Origin of the sequence: Bradyrhizobium hipponense (assembly GCF_008123965.1) — a bacterium.
In the GTDB taxonomy this organism is placed as follows: Bacteria; Pseudomonadota; Alphaproteobacteria; order Rhizobiales; family Xanthobacteraceae; genus Bradyrhizobium; species Bradyrhizobium hipponense.
In genome coordinates this window covers 1-18535 of the sequence record NZ_VSTH01000144.1, presented here as the reverse complement: position 1 = coordinate 18535, position 18535 = coordinate 1, and the positions used below count along the sequence as shown (strand labels likewise).

Genomic DNA, 18535 nt, shown 5'->3' with positions numbered 1-18535 from the left:
ATTAGCGAAGCGTAACCCACATTTCAGCTTCCGCGCGGATAGAAGACGTGGGTTACGCCTGCGGCTAACCCACCCTACAATTGTTAACTCAATTCCGTGCGATGATCTCGCGCTCGTCGCGATGAACCGAAAGTTCGCGCGCGATACCGGTGCGCCGGCGCATCAGGAACTTGGGACGGCGGGCGCGGATCGCGTTGGCGCGGCGGCGGCGCGGCGCAGGCTTGCGGACACCTTCGTCGAGTTGGGGCAGCGCAAGGGTCTCGCTCCAGATCGCCCAAGCTGCAGTGAGTTCGTCGCCGTCGGCGCTGACGAGCAGCGGAACGGAGAGCGAGGGGTCGCGGTGGACGAGAACGAGGGTCTGCGCCTCGTCATTGCCGCGCAGCGCGACGCCCGTGAAGTCGCTGACGCGCACATTGATCGCCATCTGCATGCCGCGGACGGCACGGCGCAGCACGACGCGTTCGCGATGAAGCTCGATCTGCCTGACATATCCGTCGGCGCGCGGATCATGCGCGTCGAAGCGGACCGGAAGGGAAAGAGGGTCGAGCCGCAGGCTGCGGCTCGACCCGGCGGGAGTGATCCCGCTTGTTGCTGTTTGACGCCTCACGGCTCTAGTCTCCCCGCCAGGATTATGTTCCCGGTCGATGCGAGGACCTTAGCGCGGCGCTTTCGGAAACCGCTTAAAAAGGCTGGTTAATCCAGCGTCACCGCCGCTCATGATTGACAAGACCTTGGCGCGCATGATTGACGAGACGTTGCGCTAAGAATGCGAATCTGAGCTTTTGGCGGTCTGAAAATGCTTGAAGTCCGCGCCAATCGGGCACATCTGTGGGTTCCGGTCCCGAACCTCGCCCCAACAGGATTTCGTTTGTGAACCCTTCACCATCCGCAAGCTCGACGCTTTCGTCCAAGGAATCATCCAAGGATGGGTCCAAGGCCAACCGAGACCTGTTCGACCAGTCCGCACTCTCCGATCTTGCACAGCGGCTTGTCGAGGCGGCCAGGCGTGCCGGGGCCGACGCGGCCGATGCGGTCGCGGTGCGCGGCATCTCGCAAGGGGTCGAGGTGCGCGACGGCCGCGTCGAGGAATCCGAGCGTTCCGAGGGCGATGATGTCGGCTTGCGCGTTTTCGTCGGCCAGCGCCAGGCGGTGGTCTCGACCAACGACGCCAGCGGCGATGCCGTGACTAAGCTTGCCGAGCGCGCCGTTGCGATGGCACGCGTTGCGCCCGACGACAAATATGTCGGGCTCGCCGATCCCGCGCTGCTCGCGCGCGACTTTCCCGATCTCGATCTGCTCGATGCCAATGTGCCGGCCACCACCGAACTCGAGCGCCGCGCGCTCGAAGCCGAGGCCGCTGCGCTCAGCGTCAAGGGCGTGAGCAAATCCGGCGGTGCGTCGGCCTCCGCCGGCATCGGCGGCATGGTGCTGGTGACCAGCACCGGCTTCCACGGTTCCTACTTGCGTTCGAGCCAGGGTATCTCGGCGACCGCGATATCAGGCGAAGGCACCGGCATGGAGCGCGACTACGACTTCACTTCGGCGCCGCATGGCGCGGATCTGCTGTCGCCGGAGATCGTCGGCCGTTCGGCAGGCGAGCGCACGGTGGCGCGCTCCAATCCGCGCAAGGTCGAGACCTGCAAGGTGCCGGTGGTGTTCGATCCCCGTGTCGCGGGCTCGCTGGTCGGCCACCTCGTCGGCGCCATCAACGGCGCCTCGATCGCGCGCAAGACCAGCTTCCTCAAGGACAAGCTCGGCCAGCAGCTGTTCGCCAAGAATATCCGCGTCATCGACGATCCCTTGCGCAAGCGCGGCCTGCGCTCGCAGACCTTCGATGCCGAAGGCGTCGCGGTGAAGAAGATCGCGCTGATCGACGAAGGCGTGCTGACCACCTGGCTGCTGGACTGCGCCACCGCGCGCGAACTCGGTCTTGCAACTACCGGGCACGCCCATCGCGGCGTCTCGTCGTCGCCGTCGCCCGGTGCGTACAATCTGCATCTCGAAGCGGGTACGCCAACGCCGGCCGAGCTGATCTCCGACATCAAGCAGGGCTTTTACGTCACCGACCTGATCGGCTCCGGAGTCAATGGCGTCACCGGCGACTACAGCCGCGGCGCCTCCGGCTTCTGGATCGAGAACGGCGAGATCACCTATCCCGTGAGCGAGGTGACGATCGCGGGTCATCTGTTCGAGATCTTCAAGTCGATGCAGCCGGCGAACAATCTCGAATTCCGCTACGGCGTCAATGCGCCGACGGTGCGCATCGAAGGATTGACGCTTGGCGGACGCTGACGCGAACGACGCCATCCTGGCGCGCGATGCGGGGCTGCTGAAGGACTCGGTGCGGGAAGCGGGCGCGCTCGCGCAGTTGATGTTCGGCACCGAGCTGAAGAAGTGGACCAAGGGCGCTTCGTCGCCGGTCTCGGAAGCCGACATTGCCGTCAACGACCTCCTCGAAGCGCGATTGCGCTCCGCCACGCCGGACTATGGCTGGCTTTCGGAGGAGAGCGCCGACGACGTGGCGCGACTCTCGCGGCGGCTGACATGGGTGGTCGATCCCATCGATGGCACCCGCAATTATCTGGGCGGCCATCACGAGTGGTGCGTCAGTGTGGCGCTGGTCGAGGATGCCTTGCCCGTCCTTGCCGCGGTGTTCGCGCCGACCAGTGGCGAATTCTTTTTCGCGGCCCGTGGCGAGGGCACGACGCTCAACGATGCGCCCGTGCGGGCGACGCCGGGATCCGAGCTCGACTTCTCCCGCGTCGCCGGCCCGAAGCCGCTGGTCGAACGGCTCAAGCCGTCACTGGGCGAGATCAAACTGCATCCGCGAATCGGTTCGCTCGCGCTGCGGCTCTGCCGGGTCGCCCATGGCGGACTGGATGCGGCTTTTGCGGGGGGCAACAGCCACGATTGGGACCTTGCGGCGGCCGATTTGATCGTGCAGGAAGCGGATGGTAGGATAAGCGACCTCTCCGGAGGACCCATCCTTTATAACCGCCGGGAAGTCACGCACGGCGTGCTGGTGGCAGCGGGCCGCGATCGTCATGCGAGCATTGTCGCGCATTTTCGAAATCGCCCCTTGCCCTGAGCGCGTCCGTCGTGCTTGTCGACAACTGCTTTGCCGGGCAGCCCGTTAGGAAGAGAACCCATGCCAGATAGTGCCCCGCAACAACTGCTCCATCTCGTCATCGGTGGCGAGCTGCTCGATCTCGAGCACAACACCTTCAAGAACCTGGACGACGTCGAGATCGTCGGCCTCTATCCGAACTATGCGACGGCCCATGCCGCCTGGCGGGCCAAGGCGCAGAGCACGGTCGACAACGCGCAGATGCGCTATTTCATCGTCCATCTGCACCGGCTGCTCGATCCGAATCAAGAATCGAAGGCGCGTTGAAAAAGCTGCTTCGCAATACGCTGCGAAGCAGCTGGTTTCAGCGTGCCGTCGGGGTTCTGGCGGCCGAATATCTGCGTCTGGTCTGGCGGACCAACAAATTCACGTTCGATCCGCCGGACGTCTATGAACGCGTCGAGCCGCAGATCCCGGCGATCTTCGCCTTCTGGCACGGCCAGCATTTCCTGACGCCCTTCATCAAGAACAAGGACTGGTACAAGGCCAGGGTCCTGATCTCCCGCCATCGCGACGGCGAGTTCAATGCGATTGCCGCCGAGCGGCTCGGCATCGGCACCATCCGCGGTTCCGGGGACCACGGCAGCGCCTTTCACCGCAAGGGTGGCGTCGGCGCCTTCAAGGAAATGGTGCGGACGCTGCAGGACGGATGTAATGTCGCGCTGACCGCCGATGTCCCGAAGCGCTCGCGCGTGGTTGGGCTCGGCATCATCATGCTGGCACGGGAATCGGGGCGGCCGATCATGCCTTTCGCGATGGCGACCAGCCGCTTCATCCGGCTCAAGAACTGGGACCACACCACCATCAATTTGCCATTCGGTCGGGGCGCGTTGGTCGGCATCAAGGAGATCCACGTTCCGCCGGATGCCGACGCTGCGACCATGGAAGCGCTGCGGCTGGAGCTGGAAGAGACTTTGAACGAAGCGACGCGCCGTGCCTATGCGCAACTCGGCCAGCCGGGGCCCGAAGATGTCTAACTCGCTGCCCAATTCGCTGCCGATGACGCTGCGGATGTATCGGCGCCTGGCCTCCGGACTGGTGCCGCTCGCGCCTGCGCTGATCAAGCGGCGCCTGAAGCAGGGCAAGGAGGATCCCGCACGCGTCGGCGAACGCCGGGGGCTCAGCCGGGATGTGCGGCCGCACGGCCCGCTGGTCTGGATTCACGGCGCCAGCGTCGGCGAGGTCCTGGCCGCAGCCGCGCTGATCGAGCGGCTGCGCGAGCTGAACCTGCGCATCCTCCTGACCTCGGGCACCGTCACCTCGGCGGCCGTCGTGGCGAAACGCTTTCCGCCCGACGTCATACATCAATACGTTCCTTACGATTCTCCGCGCTACGTCGCGCGCTTCCTCGATCATTGGAAGCCATCGCTGGCGCTGTTCATCGAATCCGACCTGTGGCCGAACCTGATCCTGGCGGGCGCGACGCGGCGGGTGCCAATGGTGCTGATCAACGGGCGGATGTCGCCGCGCTCCTTCCCGCGCTGGCGGCGGATGCATGGCACCATCTCGGCGCTGCTGTCACGGTTCGATATCTGCCTCGCGCAATCCAACACCGATGCCGAGCGTTTTGCCGCGCTCGGCAGCCGTGATGTCCTTACCACGGGCAATCTCAAGCTCGACGTGCCGGCCCCGCCCGCCGATCCTGCAAAGCTCGAGCGGCTGATGGCGATGACGCGCGGGCGTCCGATCATCGTCGCGGCCTCGACCCATCCGGGCGAGGAGGAGATGCTGGTCGCGGCGCATCGCAGCCTCGCCGGCTTCTTCCCGCAGCTCCTGACCGTGATCGTGCCGCGTCATCCGGATCGCGGCCCCTCGCTTGGCGGTTTGATCACGGCCTCGGGTCTGAAGCCGGCCCTTCGCTCGCGCGAGGAACTCCCGACGGCCACGACCGACGTCTACGTCGCCGACACCATCGGCGAGCTCGGCCTGTTCTACCGCCTCTCGCCGATCGTATTCATGGGCGGATCGCTGATCCGCCATGGCGGACAGAATCCGATCGAGGCAATCAAGCTGGGTGCTGCGATCATCCATGGTCCGCACGTCTTCAACTTCGCCGACGTCTATGAGGCGCTCGATGGCAACGGCGGCGCGCGGCAGGCCGAGACCCAGGAGCTGCTGGTCAAGCAGCTCGGCCAGCTGCTGGCCGATCCCGCCGTGCGCGCCAAGATGCAGCGTGCGGGCGCAGGCGTTGTCGAGCAGCTCGGCGGCGCGCTGGACCGCACCATGTCCGCGCTCGAGCCGTATCTGATGCAATTGCGGATCGAGATGGGAGCCGCCAATGCGTGAGCCGGCCTTCTGGTACCGGCCACGTTCTTTCAAATCACACGTGTTACGGCCGTTGGGCGCGCTCTATGGCGCGATCACCGAACGGCGCATGCTGCGCGAAGGCGTCGATGCCGGCATCCCCGTGATCTGCGTCGGCAACTACCATGTCGGCGGCGCCGGCAAGACGCCGACCGTGCTCGCGCTGTCCAGTCTCTTGCGCGAGCTCGGCGAGACGCCGGTCGTGCTCAGCCGCGGCTATGGCGGGCGCTTGACGGGCCCGGTGATGGTCGATCGGATGCGTCACACCGCAATTGATGTTGGCGACGAGCCGCTGATGATGGCGCGCGACGCGCCGGTCGCGGTCGCGCGCGACCGCCTCGAGGGCGTGGTGCTGGCAAAGTCACGGGGTGCGACCGTGGTTCTGATGGATGACGGCTTTCAGAATCCGCGCATTGTGAAGGATGCGTCCCTGATCGTGATCGACAGCGAGCGGGGCCTCGGCAACGGCAAGGTGTTTCCGGCCGGTCCCCTGCGCGCGCCACTGAAGGCGCAGCTCGCGCGCACCGATGCGCTGGTGCTGATCGGCGACGGCCATTCCGCGGACGATGTCGCATCGGAGATCGCGGCGCGCGGCAAGCCGGTGCTGCGCGCGCGCTTGCGGCCGGATGCGGCCGCGGCGGCGCAGCTGTTCGGCAAGCGCGTCCTGGCGTTCGCCGGTATCGGCGATCCCGAGCGCTTCTTCCGCACGCTGCGCATCAACAACGTCGACGTCGTTCGCACGCGTCCCTTCGCCGACCACCACATGTTCTCGCAAGCCGAGATCGCCGCGCTTGGCGCGGACGCACAGCGCGAGCAGCTCACGTTGGTGACGACGGAAAAGGATCTTGCACGCCTGCTCGGCGGCGAGGGCCTGCCTGATGGCATCGTGCCGTTCGCCGTGCAACTCGAGTTCGATGATCCGGCAAAGCTGCGGCAAGTGATCAGCGATCATCTCTACAAGGCGCGCGAGCGAAGATTCGGCAGGCGATGATCTCGTAGCGTGGGCAAGCGACTTCGCCGTAGCTCAGAGAGCGAAGGCGGAGTTGCCCCGTATCCATGCTGCGGTTCGACAGTCAGTCGTGCTCACCACGCCCCTACGGCGATTAATCCGATAATGGTCAGGCACGAGGCGCAGGCCACCATGACAGTATAGTATTCAGGTGTATTCATCGCTGCCTCCCAGACTGTTGCCAATTGCTTGGTCACTGCTACGCGGGAGAGGTCGCCGGTTTTGGGCCGCTTCAGTTTGGCGCGCCGCGGCGAGTCTTGCGGTGTGCGTCCGTCGTCTCATCTTCACCCTGATCTGCAGGATGATGATTCGCTTCGAGAGCTTCAGAGCGTTCAGCTGCGATCAGAAGCTGTTTCCGCATTTCAGCGAGGCGGGCGCGGCAATATTCACGATAGAGCAGGTCTAATATGGTGGGCATGATCACCCCCATCGTTTGACTCTCGATTACAGATATCTCATTGCAAATTATCGAGGTGATGGTAGCCCGCCAGATGGCTCTTCGATATGAGCCCGTTCACAGACTGCGCCAATTGCAAAGTTCAATGGCCAGCTTTGTCCGTGCGATAAAAAGAACAGGGCTAATTACCTAACATCCACTATAGCAGCCCTTTGTTTCACCAAAACTTCGTCAAACAACTTAAGGGCGCCAAGCCGAAACAAAGAATCCAACCACAGCGCGAAATGACTTACCACTAAGTGCAAGCACTATTCGATGCAACGCGGATCGGCACGACGGGGATCATTTCGGCTGTGAGACTTGCAGTTCAGGCGCGGGCAAACATCGTCGGGACGCCGACACATCCATGCCCCGCTGCACGCTCAGGTGACTCCGACAGGGCAGCTGCGCTTGCCCATCCTGCAGCAGCCTGCCATTCACCGGTCATTCATCGCAAAACTTCTATCGGTCTGGGATCGATCAGGAGAATTCGATGAAACTGCCGTTCGCAGCCGTCGCCGCCTGTCTTGTGTGTCTGATCATTGGGCCTGTGTCCGCGCAGACGTCGCCGCCAGCTGCGCCCGCTGCTCCCACCGGCACGGTGCCGGTTCCTGCGACCAAGCGTGTGACGTGTCTCGGCACGACGCAAAACCTGAAGGGGCAGGACAAGCGCGATCAGCTGCAGCTCTGCCTGGCGCAGGCGCGGCTCGATTGTCTGAAGCAGGCGATCGACCAGAAGATCGTTGGCGAGGCCCGGAAGAATTTCATCAAGAGCTGCTTGGGCGGTGATGGCGCGGAGCAAGAATAGGCGCGCCCGTGGCCCTACGGCTGCGGCTTCGGCGCGCCCGGGAAGTGCCGCTCGAGCACAGCCGCGGGCGTGGCGTAGGCCTCTTGCAGGTCGACGCTCCAATATTTCAATTCGTCGAGCGGAATCCGTGTGTCTGATATCGCGCAGCGCACATAGGTTCCCGGCGAGATCACGCGGAAATCGCCGTCGAGATATTGTACCTGGGCCTCGCCATTGCCCGAAGGGCCGAACTTGTTCAGCACGGTCGAAAGTCTCCGTGGAAGGCCTCTCCATGGAAAACCTTGGAGGGCATGATGTCTTGGAATGGATGTATCATAGATGGGGCGGCTTGTCCGCCCGTTAAACCCACCGACTTGTGATGTTTTGCCGCCGTTTTCGCATGATAGTGCTGCGGCGAAGGATCGCTGGTTCCGGCCCGCTTGCAGCCGGCACCTTATACGGCAGAGCCCGATGCGCCTTCGACTGACCGCCCTGTTCCTGATGCTGCTGATGCCGGCTGCGCGCGCCGCGCCCGCGCCGCGGCAGGTCGATATTCCGCTGTCGGCCGGCGTCCTGCATGCGCAGCTCTACAAGCCCGAGGGCGAGGGGCCGTTTCCGACGGTGATCGCGCTGCACGGCTGCGGCGGCCTCGGCGGCCATTCCGATCCGGTGCTGCCGCGCTACCGCGACTGGGCACTGCAATTGCTCAAGGCGGGCAATGCCGTGCTGCTGCCCGACAGCTACGGTTCGCGAGAGCTCGGACCGCAATGCCGGGTCAAGGAGCTGCACGTCAAGGCGCGGCGCGAGCGTGTCGCCGACGTCGCGGCGGCGCGCGGCTGGTTGATGAAGCAGGCCTGGGTCGCGCGCAACCGCGTCAGCTTGATCGGCTGGGCCAACGGCGCGAGCACGCTGCTGTGGGCGGTGCGCCCGCAGAATGCGGCGCGCGACGCCGTTCCGGATTTCCGCGCCGCGATCGCCTTCTATCCGGACTGCCGGATTTCGGCCGGCCTCGGCTGGAGCACGCGGGTGCCGACGCTGGTTCTGATCGGCGCCAACGATGACGTGTCGTCGCCGCCGGCCTGCCGCCAGATGGTCGAGGGCGCGCAGGGCCGCAGCGCGCTCGCGCGCATCGTGGTCTATCCAGACGCCTACCACGATTTCGACCGCGCCAACACGCCGCTGCACGCAGCTGCCGGCAGCACTGATGCCGCAACTCCCGAACGCGGCCATCTCGGCACCGATACGCAAGCGCGCGCAGATTCGCAGAAGCAGGTGGCGGAGTGGCTGGCCCGGTAGCGGCCGTGTTGTAGCCCGGATGGAGCAAAAGCGAAATCCGGGGTCGTGCCACAACTACGACCTTCCCGGATTAAGCTGTGCGCTCCATCCGGGCTGCGCGTCCCACGAGAAGCGGGGCCGCCCGGGGAACAACGTTGAGGCGGACAGCCCCGCATCGACCACTGCCCTGCACGGATGATGGCCGACCGTAAATCTACGGATCGCGCCTCATGCCGGTTTCAACCGGTGTCGGCGCCATAGTTCAACCACGATGTCGATTAAACGCATCTGACATGCGCATCGCCCTCTTCTCCTCCGCTCTGATCGTCTTCACCGTCGCGATCTTCCTGTATGAGGCCCACGCTGGCGCACCGATGCGCGCGCCGGAGCATTGCGGCTTCTGGACCACGATCGACGCGGGATTGTCGTGCAGGTAGTAGACGAGGGTCTTGTAACTCGGATGAGCGAAGCGATATCCGAGACAGACCGTTGCCGCATATCGCTTCGCTCATGCGGGCCACGTGCTGCCTCCACACCGTCATTGCGAGCGCAGCGAAGCAATCCAGAGTCCCTCCGCGGAAAGATTCTGGATTGCTTCGCTGCGCTCGCAATGACGAGATTGGGGCTGCAGGCGCGCCCCACACACGCGATGCCACCGCCTCTAAAACAAACTGCCCTGATCCACCGGCTTGCCCACGCGCTTCGGTGTGGGCTTGGCCTCGTGCGAGGCGCTCTTGTGTTGCGATGGCGGGCGCTTTGCGGCCGGGCCGGGCCGATCTAGGTCCGCGGTCGCGCCGACACGGCCATCCGCAAACTCGATCTCGACGCGCGCACCGGGCCCGACGCTGTCCGCGGAATGCAAGGGATGGCCGGCCTCGTCGCGCACCAGCGCGAAGCCGCGGGCGAGCACGCTGCGATAAGACAGCGCAGAGAGCAGCTTGCCGCTGTTGGCGACGCGGGTGTCGAGCCGGTGCAGCAGCGTCGCCAGCGCGCGGCTGGCGCGCTCGGCCAGACGCTGCGTGCGCTCGCGCTGGCGGGCGATCGTGTTGCGCTGCGCCTGCGCGTTCGAAAGTTTTGAGGCGCGCAAGCGAACTTCAAGTCCGACGAAACGGTCGCGGCGCTGACGCAAGAGCGAGCGTGCGGACAGGCCGAGCCGCTCGCCGCACACAGTGAGCCGGTGATCGGCCTGCGAAATCTGCCCGTGCAGCACCCGCAGCGTCAGCTTTGCGCCGGCGGCAGTAAACCTTCGGAAATGGGCGTGCGTGTTGGCCTTGAGGCCGCGGGGCAGGGACACGCCCGCCGAATCCAGCCGTTGCCGCGGAATCGCCAGGAGATCGCCTGCCGCCGGCAGCGCGCGCGCGGCGGCGCGCAGCTCGTTGCGCCGACTTTCGTGGCCACGTTGCCAGCAGGCACGGGTGCGTCGGGCGAGATCTGCGACCTCGACGAAGAGATCGCTGCGCACCGGCACGGCCATTTCGGCGGCCGCTGTCGGCGTCGGCGCGCGCTTGTCGGCGACGAAGTCGATCAGCGTGATGTCAGTCTCGTGGCCCACCGCCGAGATCAGCGGGATCATGCTCTCGGCCGCCGCGCGCACCACGATTTCTTCGTTGAACGACCAGAGGTCCTCCAGCGAACCGCCGCCGCGTGCGACGATCAGCACGTCCGGCCGCGGAATCTTGCCGCCCTCCGGCAGCGCGTTGAAGCCGCGGATCGCGGCCGCGACCTGCTCAGCCGAGCCTTCGCCCTGCACCTTGACCGGCCACACCAGCACGTGGCGGGGGAAGCGGTCTTCCAACCGGTGCAGAATGTCGCGGATGACGGCGCCGGTCGGCGAGGTCACGACGCCGATCACCTCCGGCAGCCACGGCAGCAACTGCTTGCGCGCCTGGTCGAACAGGCCTTCGGCAGCGAGCTTCTTCTTGCGCTCCTCCATCAGCGCCATCAGCGCGCCGATGCCGGCCGGCTCCAGCGCCTCGATCACGATCTGGTATTTCGAGGAGCCGGGAAAGGTCGTGAGCCTGCCGGTAGCGATCACCTCGAGCCCCTCCTGGGGCTTGAAGCGCATCCGCACGTACACGCCCTTCCAGATCACCGCCTCGATCTTGGCGCTCTCGTCCTTGAGCGCAAAATAGCAGTGACCCGAGGAATGGGCGCCGCGGAAGCCGGAGATCTCGCCGCGGACCCGGACATGGCCAAAGGCATCCTCCACCGTCCGTTTCAGGGACTGCGAGAGCTCGGAGACAGTGAATTCAGGGGCGTTGAGCAGCGGTTCCGCAGGCGGCATCGGCAAACGATTCGGCATGTTGGGGTCAGACCCGACGTTAAGGATTTTTACCGGCCGGCGCCAATCCGGGGATTGATCGTAAGAGTACTCTGTATTATAGAGTTCTCCATAGATGGCGAATTCACGGGGTAGATCATGGCGATTCGGCTGCTGCGCGGCGTGTTGAATGGACTGAAATGGGTCCTGTGTGGGGTCGGTGTCGTGGCGCTGATCCTGGCCGCGATGATCGCAACGCCGCTGCAGCGGCCGCCTGAGATGCGATCGGTCTCGGAATCGGTGAAGCTTGTCGACTTTTCGACCATGCCGCCGCTCGAGCGCTTCCAGGCGCGCGACGGTACCTGGATCGGCTTCCGCCACTACGCGCCGAACGGATCGGCGGCCGGCCGCGGCGCGATCTTCATCCATGGCTCGTCGGGCTCCAGCGGCACCGTCAACCACGCGCTGACCCATGCGATCGCCGCGCGCGGCGTCGAGACCTGGGCGCTGGACATGCGCGGCCACGGCGCCTCCGGAACGCGCGGTGATATCGGCTATATCGGCCAGCTCGAGGACGATCTGGTCGACTTCGTCGCGCATGTCCGCAAGAGCGCGCCGGACCTGCCGCTAACTTTGATCGGCCATTCCGCCGGTGCCGGCTTCTCGCTCCGCGTCGCCGCCACGCCGATCATGCAGGACATCTTCGTGCGCACCGTGCTGCTCGCGCCGTATCTTGGCTATGACGCGCCGACCAACAAGCCGCATTCCGGTGGCTGGGCCAATGCCGACCTGCCGCGCCTGTTCGCGCTCGCCGCACTGCGTAAGGTCGGCATCGACTGCTGCGCGCAGCTTCCGGTGCTCGCTTTCGCGGTGCCGGCGAACTCGGCGAAGTACCTCGTCTCCACCTACTCCGACCGCCTGATGCGCAATTTCGCAACGCGCGGCTATCGTCTCGATCTTGCGGCAACGACGCGCCCGATTACGATCTTCGGCGGCGCCGAGGACGAGATGATGATCTCGGATAAATATGCGCAGGCCGTTCAGGCCATCAAACCGTCGGTCGACGTCAAGATCATCGACGGCATCAACCACATGGGCATCGTCACAAACCCGAAAGCGATCTCCGTCATCGCCGAGGACGTGGCGACGCGCGGGGCAGGGCAGTCATGATCGACAGCAGGGAGGCGTCCGCAGCGCTGGCCGATATCGACGACATCGTCCAGCGCGTGAAGCAATCGCAGCTCTATGAGCTGGCGAGTCTTGCGGCCGTCTGGTGGGGCATATTGGTGTTCGCAGGCAATCTCGTGACCTGGCTCTGGCCGATCCACGCGGGCCAAGCTTGGGTTGCCGTGAACGTTGTTGGCGTCGGCGGTCTGGTTGCGCTGCGCGTGTTCAATCCGCCGCACCACCCTCACGGTGCCGCCCATAGCATCAGGATCCTCCTGGTGTTCGTGTTGTTCTTCGCCTTCGGCTACCTCTGCACCAACGTCGTCGGTCATTTCGGTCCGCGCCAGTTGGGAGCGTTCTGGCCGCTCTATTTCATGCTGTTCTACACGCTGGCGGGCCTCTGGTTCGGCTATGCGTTCGTGGCGATCGGTCTTGGCATCTCCGCGCTGACGCTGATCGGATTCTTCTACATCGGCGAGGCGTTCCCACTCTGGATGGCCTTCGTCAATGGCGGCGGCCTGATCCTCGGCGGCCTCTGGATGCGACGGATCTAGCCAATGGCCGAGCTCGACGACATCATCCATCAGCCGTTACGGCTCAAGATCATGGCGGCCCTGAACGCGCTGCCGGCCGCGACTGGTCTGGAATTCTCCCGGCTGAAGAAGCTGACTGGCGCCACCGACGGCAATCTCGGCGCCCATATCGAGACCTTGGCCAAGGCCGGCTACGTCCAGGTCGACAAGGCCTTCGTCGGCAAGAAGCCGCAGACCACGGTCACCGCCACCGCCGCAGGCCGCGGCGCGTTCGCAAGGCATGTCGCGACTCTGCAGGAGATCATTGCGGGGAAGCAGAGCTGATCTCTCCTCCGTCATTCCGGGGCGTCGCGACAGCGACGAGCCCGGAATCCATCGCTCTACCAACGCTGCGGCCCGATGGATTCCGGGCTCGCGCCCAAGCGGGCGCGCCCCGGAATGACGGGGAGTTTGCGGCGACACCCCTTGAGACCCGCGCCGATTCGTGCGACCGACGCGCTCAGCAAACCCCTATTCTGAGCCTTCCATGCACATTCTCCTGCTCGGTTCCGGCGGCCGCGAACATGCCCTGGCATGGAAGATCGCAGCCTCCCCCCTGGTGACCAAATTCTGGTGCGCGCCCGGCAATGCCGGGATCGCGCGCGAGGCAGAGTGTGTGGCGCTCGACATCGCCGACCATGCTGCCGTGATCGACTTCTGCAAGAGCAACGCGGTCGAGCTCGTCGTGGTTGGCCCGGAGACGCCGCTGGCGGCCGGCATCGTCGATGATCTCACCGCCGCCGGCATCAAGGCGTTCGGTCCGAACAAGATCCCGGCCCAGCTCGAAAGCTCCAAGGGGTTCACCAAGGCGCTGTGCACCGAATTCGGCATCCCGACCGGCGCCTACAAGCGCTTCACCAACGCCAATGATGCGCGCGCTTACGTGCAGAGCCAGGGCGCACCGATCGTGGTCAAGGCCGACGGCCTTGCCGCCGGCAAAGGCGTCGTGGTCGCCAAGACCGTGCGTGAGGCCGAGGACGCCATCGCCATGATGTTCGACGGCGCGTTTGGCGAAGCCGGTACCGAGGTCGTGATCGAGGAATTTTTGCCGGGCCGCGAGATCAGCTTCTTCGCGCTCTGCGACGGCGAGACCGCCATTCCGCTCGCCTCCGCCCAGGACCACAAGCGCGTATTCGATCACGACGTCGGCCCGAACACCGGCGGCATGGGCGCCTATTCGCCGACACCGCTGGTCACGCCCGCGATCCACGACGCGATCATGGCAAAAATCATCCTGCCGACGGTCGCCGGCATGAAGCAGCGCGGCACGCCGTTCCGCGGCGTGCTGTATGCCGGAATTATGCTGACGACGCAAGGCCCAAAGCTGTTCGAGTTCAACGTCCGCTTCGGCGATCCCGAGTGCCAGGTCTTGATGCTGCGCATGATGTCGGACATCGTGCCGGCGTTCCTCGCCGCCTGCGACGGGCAGCTGAAGCATTTCGATCTGCGCTGGCATCCGGACTCCGCGCTCACCGTGGTGATGGCGGCGAAGGGCTATCCCGGCGACTACCAGAAGGGCACGCGTATCGAGGGTCTCGATGACGCCGCGAAGGTCGACACTGTCGAGATCTTTCACGCCGGCACGGTGGCAAAGGACGGCGCCATCCTCGCCAATGGCGGCCGCGTGCTCAACGTCTGCGCGCTCGGCAAGACCGTGACGGAGGCGCAGGCGCGCGCCTATCAGGCCGTCGACCGCATCAACTGGCCGGAAGGTTTCTGCCGCCGCGACATCGGCTGGCAGGCGGTGGAGGCGGAGAAGGCCGGCCGCTGATTCAAAGCGAGGATAAGAACAATGTCGGATCTCACCGACCTCTACCCCGGCTTCGCCTCCGAATGGATCAACACGTCCTTTGGCCGCATCTTCGCCCGCGTCGGCGGCAAGGGGCCGCCGCTGCTGTTGCTGCACGGCTTCTCCGAGACGCACGTGATGTGGCACCGCGTTGCGCCGCAGCTCGCCGACAGGTTCACGCTGATCATCGCCGATTTGCCGGGCTATGGCTGGTCGGACATGCCCGAGAGCGATGCGCTGCACATCCCCTACAGCAAGCGCGCGATGGCGAAGGCCATGGTGGAGGTGATGGAGCAGCTCGGCCATGTGCACTTCGCGCTCGCCGGCCATGATCGCGGCGGCCGCGTCTCCTACCGGCTCGCGCTCGATCATCCCGGCCGGCTGTCGCGCCTCGCTGTGCTGGATATCCTGCCGACCTATAATTACTGGGAGCGCATGAACCGCGCCTACGCGCTGAAGATCTATCATTGGACCTTCCTCGCCCAGCCTTATCCGCTGCCGGAGACGCTGATCTCAGGCAATGGCGAGTTCTTCCTGCGCTTCAAGATGGCGAGCCAGACCAGGTCGAAGACGCTGGATGCCATCGACAGCAGCGCGCTCGAACATTACATCGCGCCGTTCCGCGATCCCGCCCGCATCCACGCCATGTGCGAAGACTACCGCGCCGGTGCCTATTTCGACTACGACCTCGACAAGGCCGACTTCGAAGCCGGCAAGAAGATCACGGTGCCCATGCTGGCTCTGTGGGGCAATGCCGGCATCGCGCAAGCCGCCGCCACGCCGCTCGATATCTGGAAGCAATGGACAACCAACGTCGACGGAATGCCGGTCGATTCCGGGCACTTCCTCACCGAAGAGAATCCGGACGTGACGGCACGGGCGCTGCGCGAGTTCTTCTCGACTTGAGCCACATCGTCATTGCGAGCAATGACGGGGAGGGAGCTACCTTCGCTCCCGAAAAAACTCCCGCAGCAGCCGGGCCGCCTCGCTCTCGCCGACCGACGAGTACACCTCGGGGACGTGATGGCAGGTCGGCGAGGTGAAGAACCGCACGCCTGATTCCACCGCGCCGCCCTTGGGGTCGGCTGCGCCGTAATAGAGCCGGCGGATCCTTGCAAAGGAGATCGCGCCTGCGCACATGGTGCAGGGCTCCAGCGTGACGTAGAGGTCGCAGTCGACCAGCCGCTCGCTGCCGATCTTTTTGGCGGCCTCGCGCAGCGCGATGATCTCGGCATGGGCCGTGGGGTCGTAGTCGGTCAGCGTCCGGTTGGCCGCCGTCGCGATCACCTCGTAATTGCGGACCACGACGCATCCAATCGGAACTTCGCCCGACTTTCCGGCGTTTTCGGCCGTTTTGAGCGCCAAATCCATGAAAGAAGGGGCTTTCATGCCTCGTATCATCGCCAGAAACCTGCTAGTAGCTGCGCCTTCAGCAAGAGTGAAGACCGGTTTTGCCTGAGCATGCGGCTCGAAAAGAGCGCGCACAATGCCCATTTGACCATCCCCAAATCGACCATTCCGAAGTGAGACGATTCATGCCCCGCGACAGCGACAAAGACAACGATTCCCCGCGCGGCCGGCGTGATCGCGGTCCGCCCAAGGGCCGCTCCGGCAAGTCCCGCGGCCCGGAGAAGAAGTTCGCCAAGCGCGGTTTCGAGGGCAAGGGCGGAGGCGACAAGCGGCCGTTCGCCGGCAAGCGCGAGGACCGCCCCTTCCGCAGCCGCGACGAGGCCGGGCCCCGGCCCGACCGTGGCGACCGGCCCAAGTTCAATCGCGAAGACCGGCCGCGCGGCGAACGCTCCTTTTCCGATCGTCCCTCGCGCGACGGCGAGAAGCGCTCGTTCAAGCCGCGCGGTGACCGCCCGTCCTACGGGCGCGACGACCGTCCGCCGCGCAGCCGTGATCGCGACGATTCCCGCCCCGCCGGCCGCACCGGCGACAAGAAGTTCGGCGACAAGCGGCCCTACGCGCCACGCGGCGACCGCCCGGAACGCAAGTTCGATGGCGAACGGAAGTTTTCGCGGGGCGCACCGGACCGTAGCGACCGCCCACGCTCCTTCGGTGATCGCAATGACCGTCCGCGCGATCGTGGCGAGCGCAGTGATTCAAAACCCTGGCAAAAGCGCGATGCAGCTCCGCGTGGCGACCGGCCGCCGCGCAAGGATTTCGGCAAAGGCCCGCGCAAGGACTTCGCCGGCCGTGATCGCGGCCAGGACAAGCCCTGGCAGAAGCGCGAAGACCGGCCCGAAGGCGGCCGCGGCGATGATCGTCCGCGCTTCTCGCGCTCCCGTGACGATCGCGCATCCGGCGATCGTCCGTTCCGCGAGCGGCCCAAATTCGACCGCCCGCGCGAGGATCGTCCGAAATTCGATCGGCCCCGTCGTGACAATGAGGGCGAGCGTGGCGCTCGCGGCGGCGACCGTCCCAAATTCGATCGTCCGCGGCAGCGCCCCGAAGGCCGCTCCGACTGGCACGAGCATCCGCGCAGTGAAGCTCATTCCGGCGATCGTCCGCGGCGTGAAAACGAGGATGACAGCAGGATCTTCGAGAAGCGTCCGGCCTTCGGCGGCCGCGGCGCCTATCGCGAGCGCGATCGTGATGTCGACCGCCGGCCGCGGCGCGAAGAGGAGCCGAAGCCGAAGAAGGCCGGAGAGCGCATCGCAAAAGCACTGGCGCGCGCGGGGCTTGCCTCGCGCCGCGATGCCGAGGAGATGGTCACGCAGGGCCGCGTCGCCGTCAACGGCCGCGTGATCAATTCGCCGGCGCTCGACATCACCCAGAACGATGTCGTCACTGTCGACGGCAAGCCGTTGCCGCCGCGCGAGCGCACGCGGCTGTTCCTCTACCACAAGCCGCGCGGGCTGATGACAACGCATGACGACCCCGAGGGTCGTCCGACCGTGTTCGATAATCTCCCCGAAGGCCTGCCACGCCTGATCTCGGTCGGCCGGCTCGATTTCAACACCGAAGGCCTGCTGCTGCTCACCAACGATGGCGGGCTCGCGCGCACGCTGGAGCTGCCGGATACTGGCTGGCTGCGCCGCTACCGCGTCCGCGCCCATGGCGACGTCACGCAGGCACAGCTCGACGAGCTCAAGAACGGCATCGAGATCGAGGGCGTCAAATACGGTCCGATCGAGGCGACGCTGGAGCGCGACCAGGGCGCGAATGTCTGGCTGGTGTTCGCGATCCGCGAAGGCAAGAACCGCGAGGTGCGCAATGTCTGCGCCCATCTCGGGCTCGAGGTGAACCGCCTGATCCGCGTGTCCTACGGTCCGTTCCAGCTCGGCGAGGTCCCGGAAGGCCAGGTCGAGGAGATCAAGTCGCGGGTGCTGCGCGACCAGCTCGGTGACAAGGTGATCGAGAAGTCGGGCGCACAATTCGACGTGCCGCAGAAATCCGTCTCGCCCGGGGACGATGCCCCGCCCGAGAGGAAGCCGGTCAAACGCGACGTGATCAACGACCGCAAGGGCCGCCGCGTCCTGGTCCAGCGCACCGGAAGCGATGAAGCGCGCGAGCGCAACGAGGCCGAAGCCAGCGGCTACGGCCCCCCGCGCCGCCCCAAGCGCGGCTATCACGGCAAGCGCGACCTGACGCCGAAGGACGACGAGTAGCATGGGCATGAGGCGTGACGGTTCGCGGGGCTCTCTCTCATTCCCTCCGTCCTTGTGGGGGAGGGAGGGGGGTGCCCCACGAGAGGTCCACGCTTGTGCCACCCCCTTCCCCAATCCCTCCCCACAAGGGCAGGGCAATCGCATATGGATTTCACGAGGATTGTCCGCGAGCTTACTCGGCCTCTCCCGCTTGCG

At 65.4% G+C, this 18535-nt stretch carries 20 protein-coding genes; 15 read left to right on the top strand and 5 right to left on the bottom strand.

The annotated features are described in order from the left end of the window. Positions 1 to 88: 88 nt before the first annotated feature. The gene (locus FXV83_RS34670) at positions 89 to 607 is read right to left on the bottom strand and encodes a DUF6101 family protein (RefSeq protein WP_148744049.1); all 519 of its coding nucleotides are present in this window, start codon (positions 605 to 607) and stop codon (positions 89 to 91) included. Between the two features lie 263 nt (positions 608 to 870). On the opposite strand from FXV83_RS34670, the gene FXV83_RS34665 reads away from it, so the two are divergent. From FXV83_RS34665 to lpxK, 6 genes are read left to right on the top strand one after another with little or no spacing between them, the layout of a single operon-like run. Beyond that, entirely contained in the window at positions 871 to 2292 is a 1422-nt protein-coding gene (locus FXV83_RS34665; protein WP_187436374.1) for a TldD/PmbA family protein, read from the top strand. Further along, positions 2279 to 3088 (top strand): 3'(2'),5'-bisphosphate nucleotidase CysQ, encoded by an 810-nt coding sequence (locus FXV83_RS34660; protein WP_148744047.1) that lies wholly within the window; start codon positions 2279 to 2281, stop codon positions 3086 to 3088. Before FXV83_RS34665 ends, FXV83_RS34660 begins: the two co-directional genes overlap by 14 nt. A gap of 60 nt (positions 3089 to 3148) precedes the next feature. Next, positions 3149 to 3394 carry a DUF4170 domain-containing protein gene (locus FXV83_RS34655; RefSeq protein ID WP_148744046.1) on the top strand — a complete coding sequence of 82 codons (246 nt, stop codon included), beginning with the start codon at positions 3149 to 3151 and terminating at the stop codon, positions 3392 to 3394. Next, positions 3391 to 4104 (top strand): lysophospholipid acyltransferase family protein, encoded by a 714-nt coding sequence (locus FXV83_RS34650; RefSeq protein ID WP_148744045.1) that lies wholly within the window; start codon positions 3391 to 3393, stop codon positions 4102 to 4104. Before FXV83_RS34655 ends, FXV83_RS34650 begins: the two co-directional genes overlap by 4 nt. Next, the gene (locus FXV83_RS34645) at positions 4067 to 5413 is read left to right on the top strand and encodes a 3-deoxy-D-manno-octulosonic acid transferase (protein WP_148744051.1); all 1347 of its coding nucleotides are present in this window, start codon (positions 4067 to 4069) and stop codon (positions 5411 to 5413) included. Before FXV83_RS34650 ends, FXV83_RS34645 begins: the two co-directional genes overlap by 38 nt. Beyond that, positions 5406 to 6422: a tetraacyldisaccharide 4'-kinase gene (gene lpxK, locus FXV83_RS34640; protein ID WP_148744044.1), complete on the top strand. Its 1017-nt coding sequence runs from the start codon at positions 5406 to 5408 to the stop codon at positions 6420 to 6422. Before FXV83_RS34645 ends, lpxK begins: the two co-directional genes overlap by 8 nt. Positions 6423 to 6672: 250 nt before the next feature. Here the strand turns inward: lpxK and FXV83_RS43205 are convergent, their stop codons facing one another. After that, positions 6673 to 6870, bottom strand: a complete 198-nt coding sequence (locus FXV83_RS43205) for a hypothetical protein (RefSeq protein ID WP_187436373.1) — start codon at positions 6868 to 6870, stop codon at positions 6673 to 6675. Between the two features lie 499 nt (positions 6871 to 7369). Between FXV83_RS43205 and FXV83_RS34630 the strand changes: the two genes are divergently transcribed. Then, entirely contained in the window at positions 7370 to 7684 is a 315-nt protein-coding gene (locus tag FXV83_RS34630; RefSeq protein ID WP_148744043.1) for a hypothetical protein, read from the top strand. A gap of 14 nt (positions 7685 to 7698) precedes the next feature. On the opposite strand, the gene FXV83_RS34625 is transcribed toward FXV83_RS34630, so the two are convergent. Continuing rightward, positions 7699 to 7926 (bottom strand): DUF2093 domain-containing protein, encoded by a 228-nt coding sequence (locus tag FXV83_RS34625; RefSeq protein WP_148744042.1) that lies wholly within the window; start codon positions 7924 to 7926, stop codon positions 7699 to 7701. Between the two features lie 208 nt (positions 7927 to 8134). Here FXV83_RS34625 and FXV83_RS34620 point away from each other — a divergent pair, with 208 nt between their 5' ends. Then, positions 8135 to 8959, top strand: coding sequence for a dienelactone hydrolase family protein (locus FXV83_RS34620; protein WP_148744041.1), 825 nt, complete (start codon positions 8135 to 8137; stop codon positions 8957 to 8959). 272 nt (positions 8960 to 9231) lie between these two features. Next, positions 9232 to 9375: a hypothetical protein gene (locus FXV83_RS34615; protein WP_187436372.1), complete on the top strand. Its 144-nt coding sequence runs from the start codon at positions 9232 to 9234 to the stop codon at positions 9373 to 9375. Between the two features lie 224 nt (positions 9376 to 9599). Here FXV83_RS34615 and xseA read toward each other — a convergent pair whose 3' ends face one another. Then, positions 9600 to 11240: an exodeoxyribonuclease VII large subunit gene (gene xseA, locus FXV83_RS34605; protein WP_148744038.1), complete on the bottom strand. Its 1641-nt coding sequence runs from the start codon at positions 11238 to 11240 to the stop codon at positions 9600 to 9602. Positions 11241 to 11357: 117 nt separating this feature from the next. Between xseA and FXV83_RS34600 the strand changes: the two genes are divergently transcribed. The 5 genes from FXV83_RS34600 (at position 11358) to FXV83_RS34580 (ending at position 15632) form a co-directional block, all read left to right on the top strand. Next, positions 11358 to 12368, top strand: a complete 1011-nt coding sequence (locus FXV83_RS34600; RefSeq protein ID WP_187436371.1) for an alpha/beta hydrolase — start codon at positions 11358 to 11360, stop codon at positions 12366 to 12368. Beyond that, on the top strand, positions 12365 to 12919 hold the full coding sequence (locus FXV83_RS34595; RefSeq protein WP_148744037.1) for an Asp23/Gls24 family envelope stress response protein: 555 nt from the start codon (positions 12365 to 12367) through the stop codon (positions 12917 to 12919). The genes FXV83_RS34600 and FXV83_RS34595 overlap by 4 nt, the downstream gene beginning before the upstream one ends. A 3-nt stretch (positions 12920 to 12922) precedes the next feature. Continuing rightward, on the top strand, positions 12923 to 13222 hold the full coding sequence (locus FXV83_RS34590; RefSeq protein WP_148744036.1) for a winged helix-turn-helix domain-containing protein: 300 nt from the start codon (positions 12923 to 12925) through the stop codon (positions 13220 to 13222). Positions 13223 to 13424: 202 nt separating this feature from the next. Further along, positions 13425 to 14708: a phosphoribosylamine--glycine ligase gene (gene purD, locus FXV83_RS34585; protein WP_148744035.1), complete on the top strand. Its 1284-nt coding sequence runs from the start codon at positions 13425 to 13427 to the stop codon at positions 14706 to 14708. A 21-nt stretch (positions 14709 to 14729) separates the two neighbouring features. Then, on the top strand, positions 14730 to 15632 hold the full coding sequence (locus tag FXV83_RS34580; protein ID WP_148744034.1) for an alpha/beta fold hydrolase: 903 nt from the start codon (positions 14730 to 14732) through the stop codon (positions 15630 to 15632). Between the two features lie 36 nt (positions 15633 to 15668). Here the strand turns inward: FXV83_RS34580 and FXV83_RS34575 are convergent, their stop codons facing one another. After that, positions 15669 to 16127: a nucleoside deaminase gene (locus FXV83_RS34575; RefSeq protein ID WP_148744033.1), complete on the bottom strand. Its 459-nt coding sequence runs from the start codon at positions 16125 to 16127 to the stop codon at positions 15669 to 15671. Positions 16128 to 16261: 134 nt separating this feature from the next. Between FXV83_RS34575 and FXV83_RS34570 the strand changes: the two genes are divergently transcribed. Beyond that, positions 16262 to 18340, top strand: a complete 2079-nt coding sequence (locus FXV83_RS34570; RefSeq protein ID WP_187436370.1) for a pseudouridine synthase — start codon at positions 16262 to 16264, stop codon at positions 18338 to 18340. Positions 18341 to 18535 lie beyond the last annotated feature (195 nt).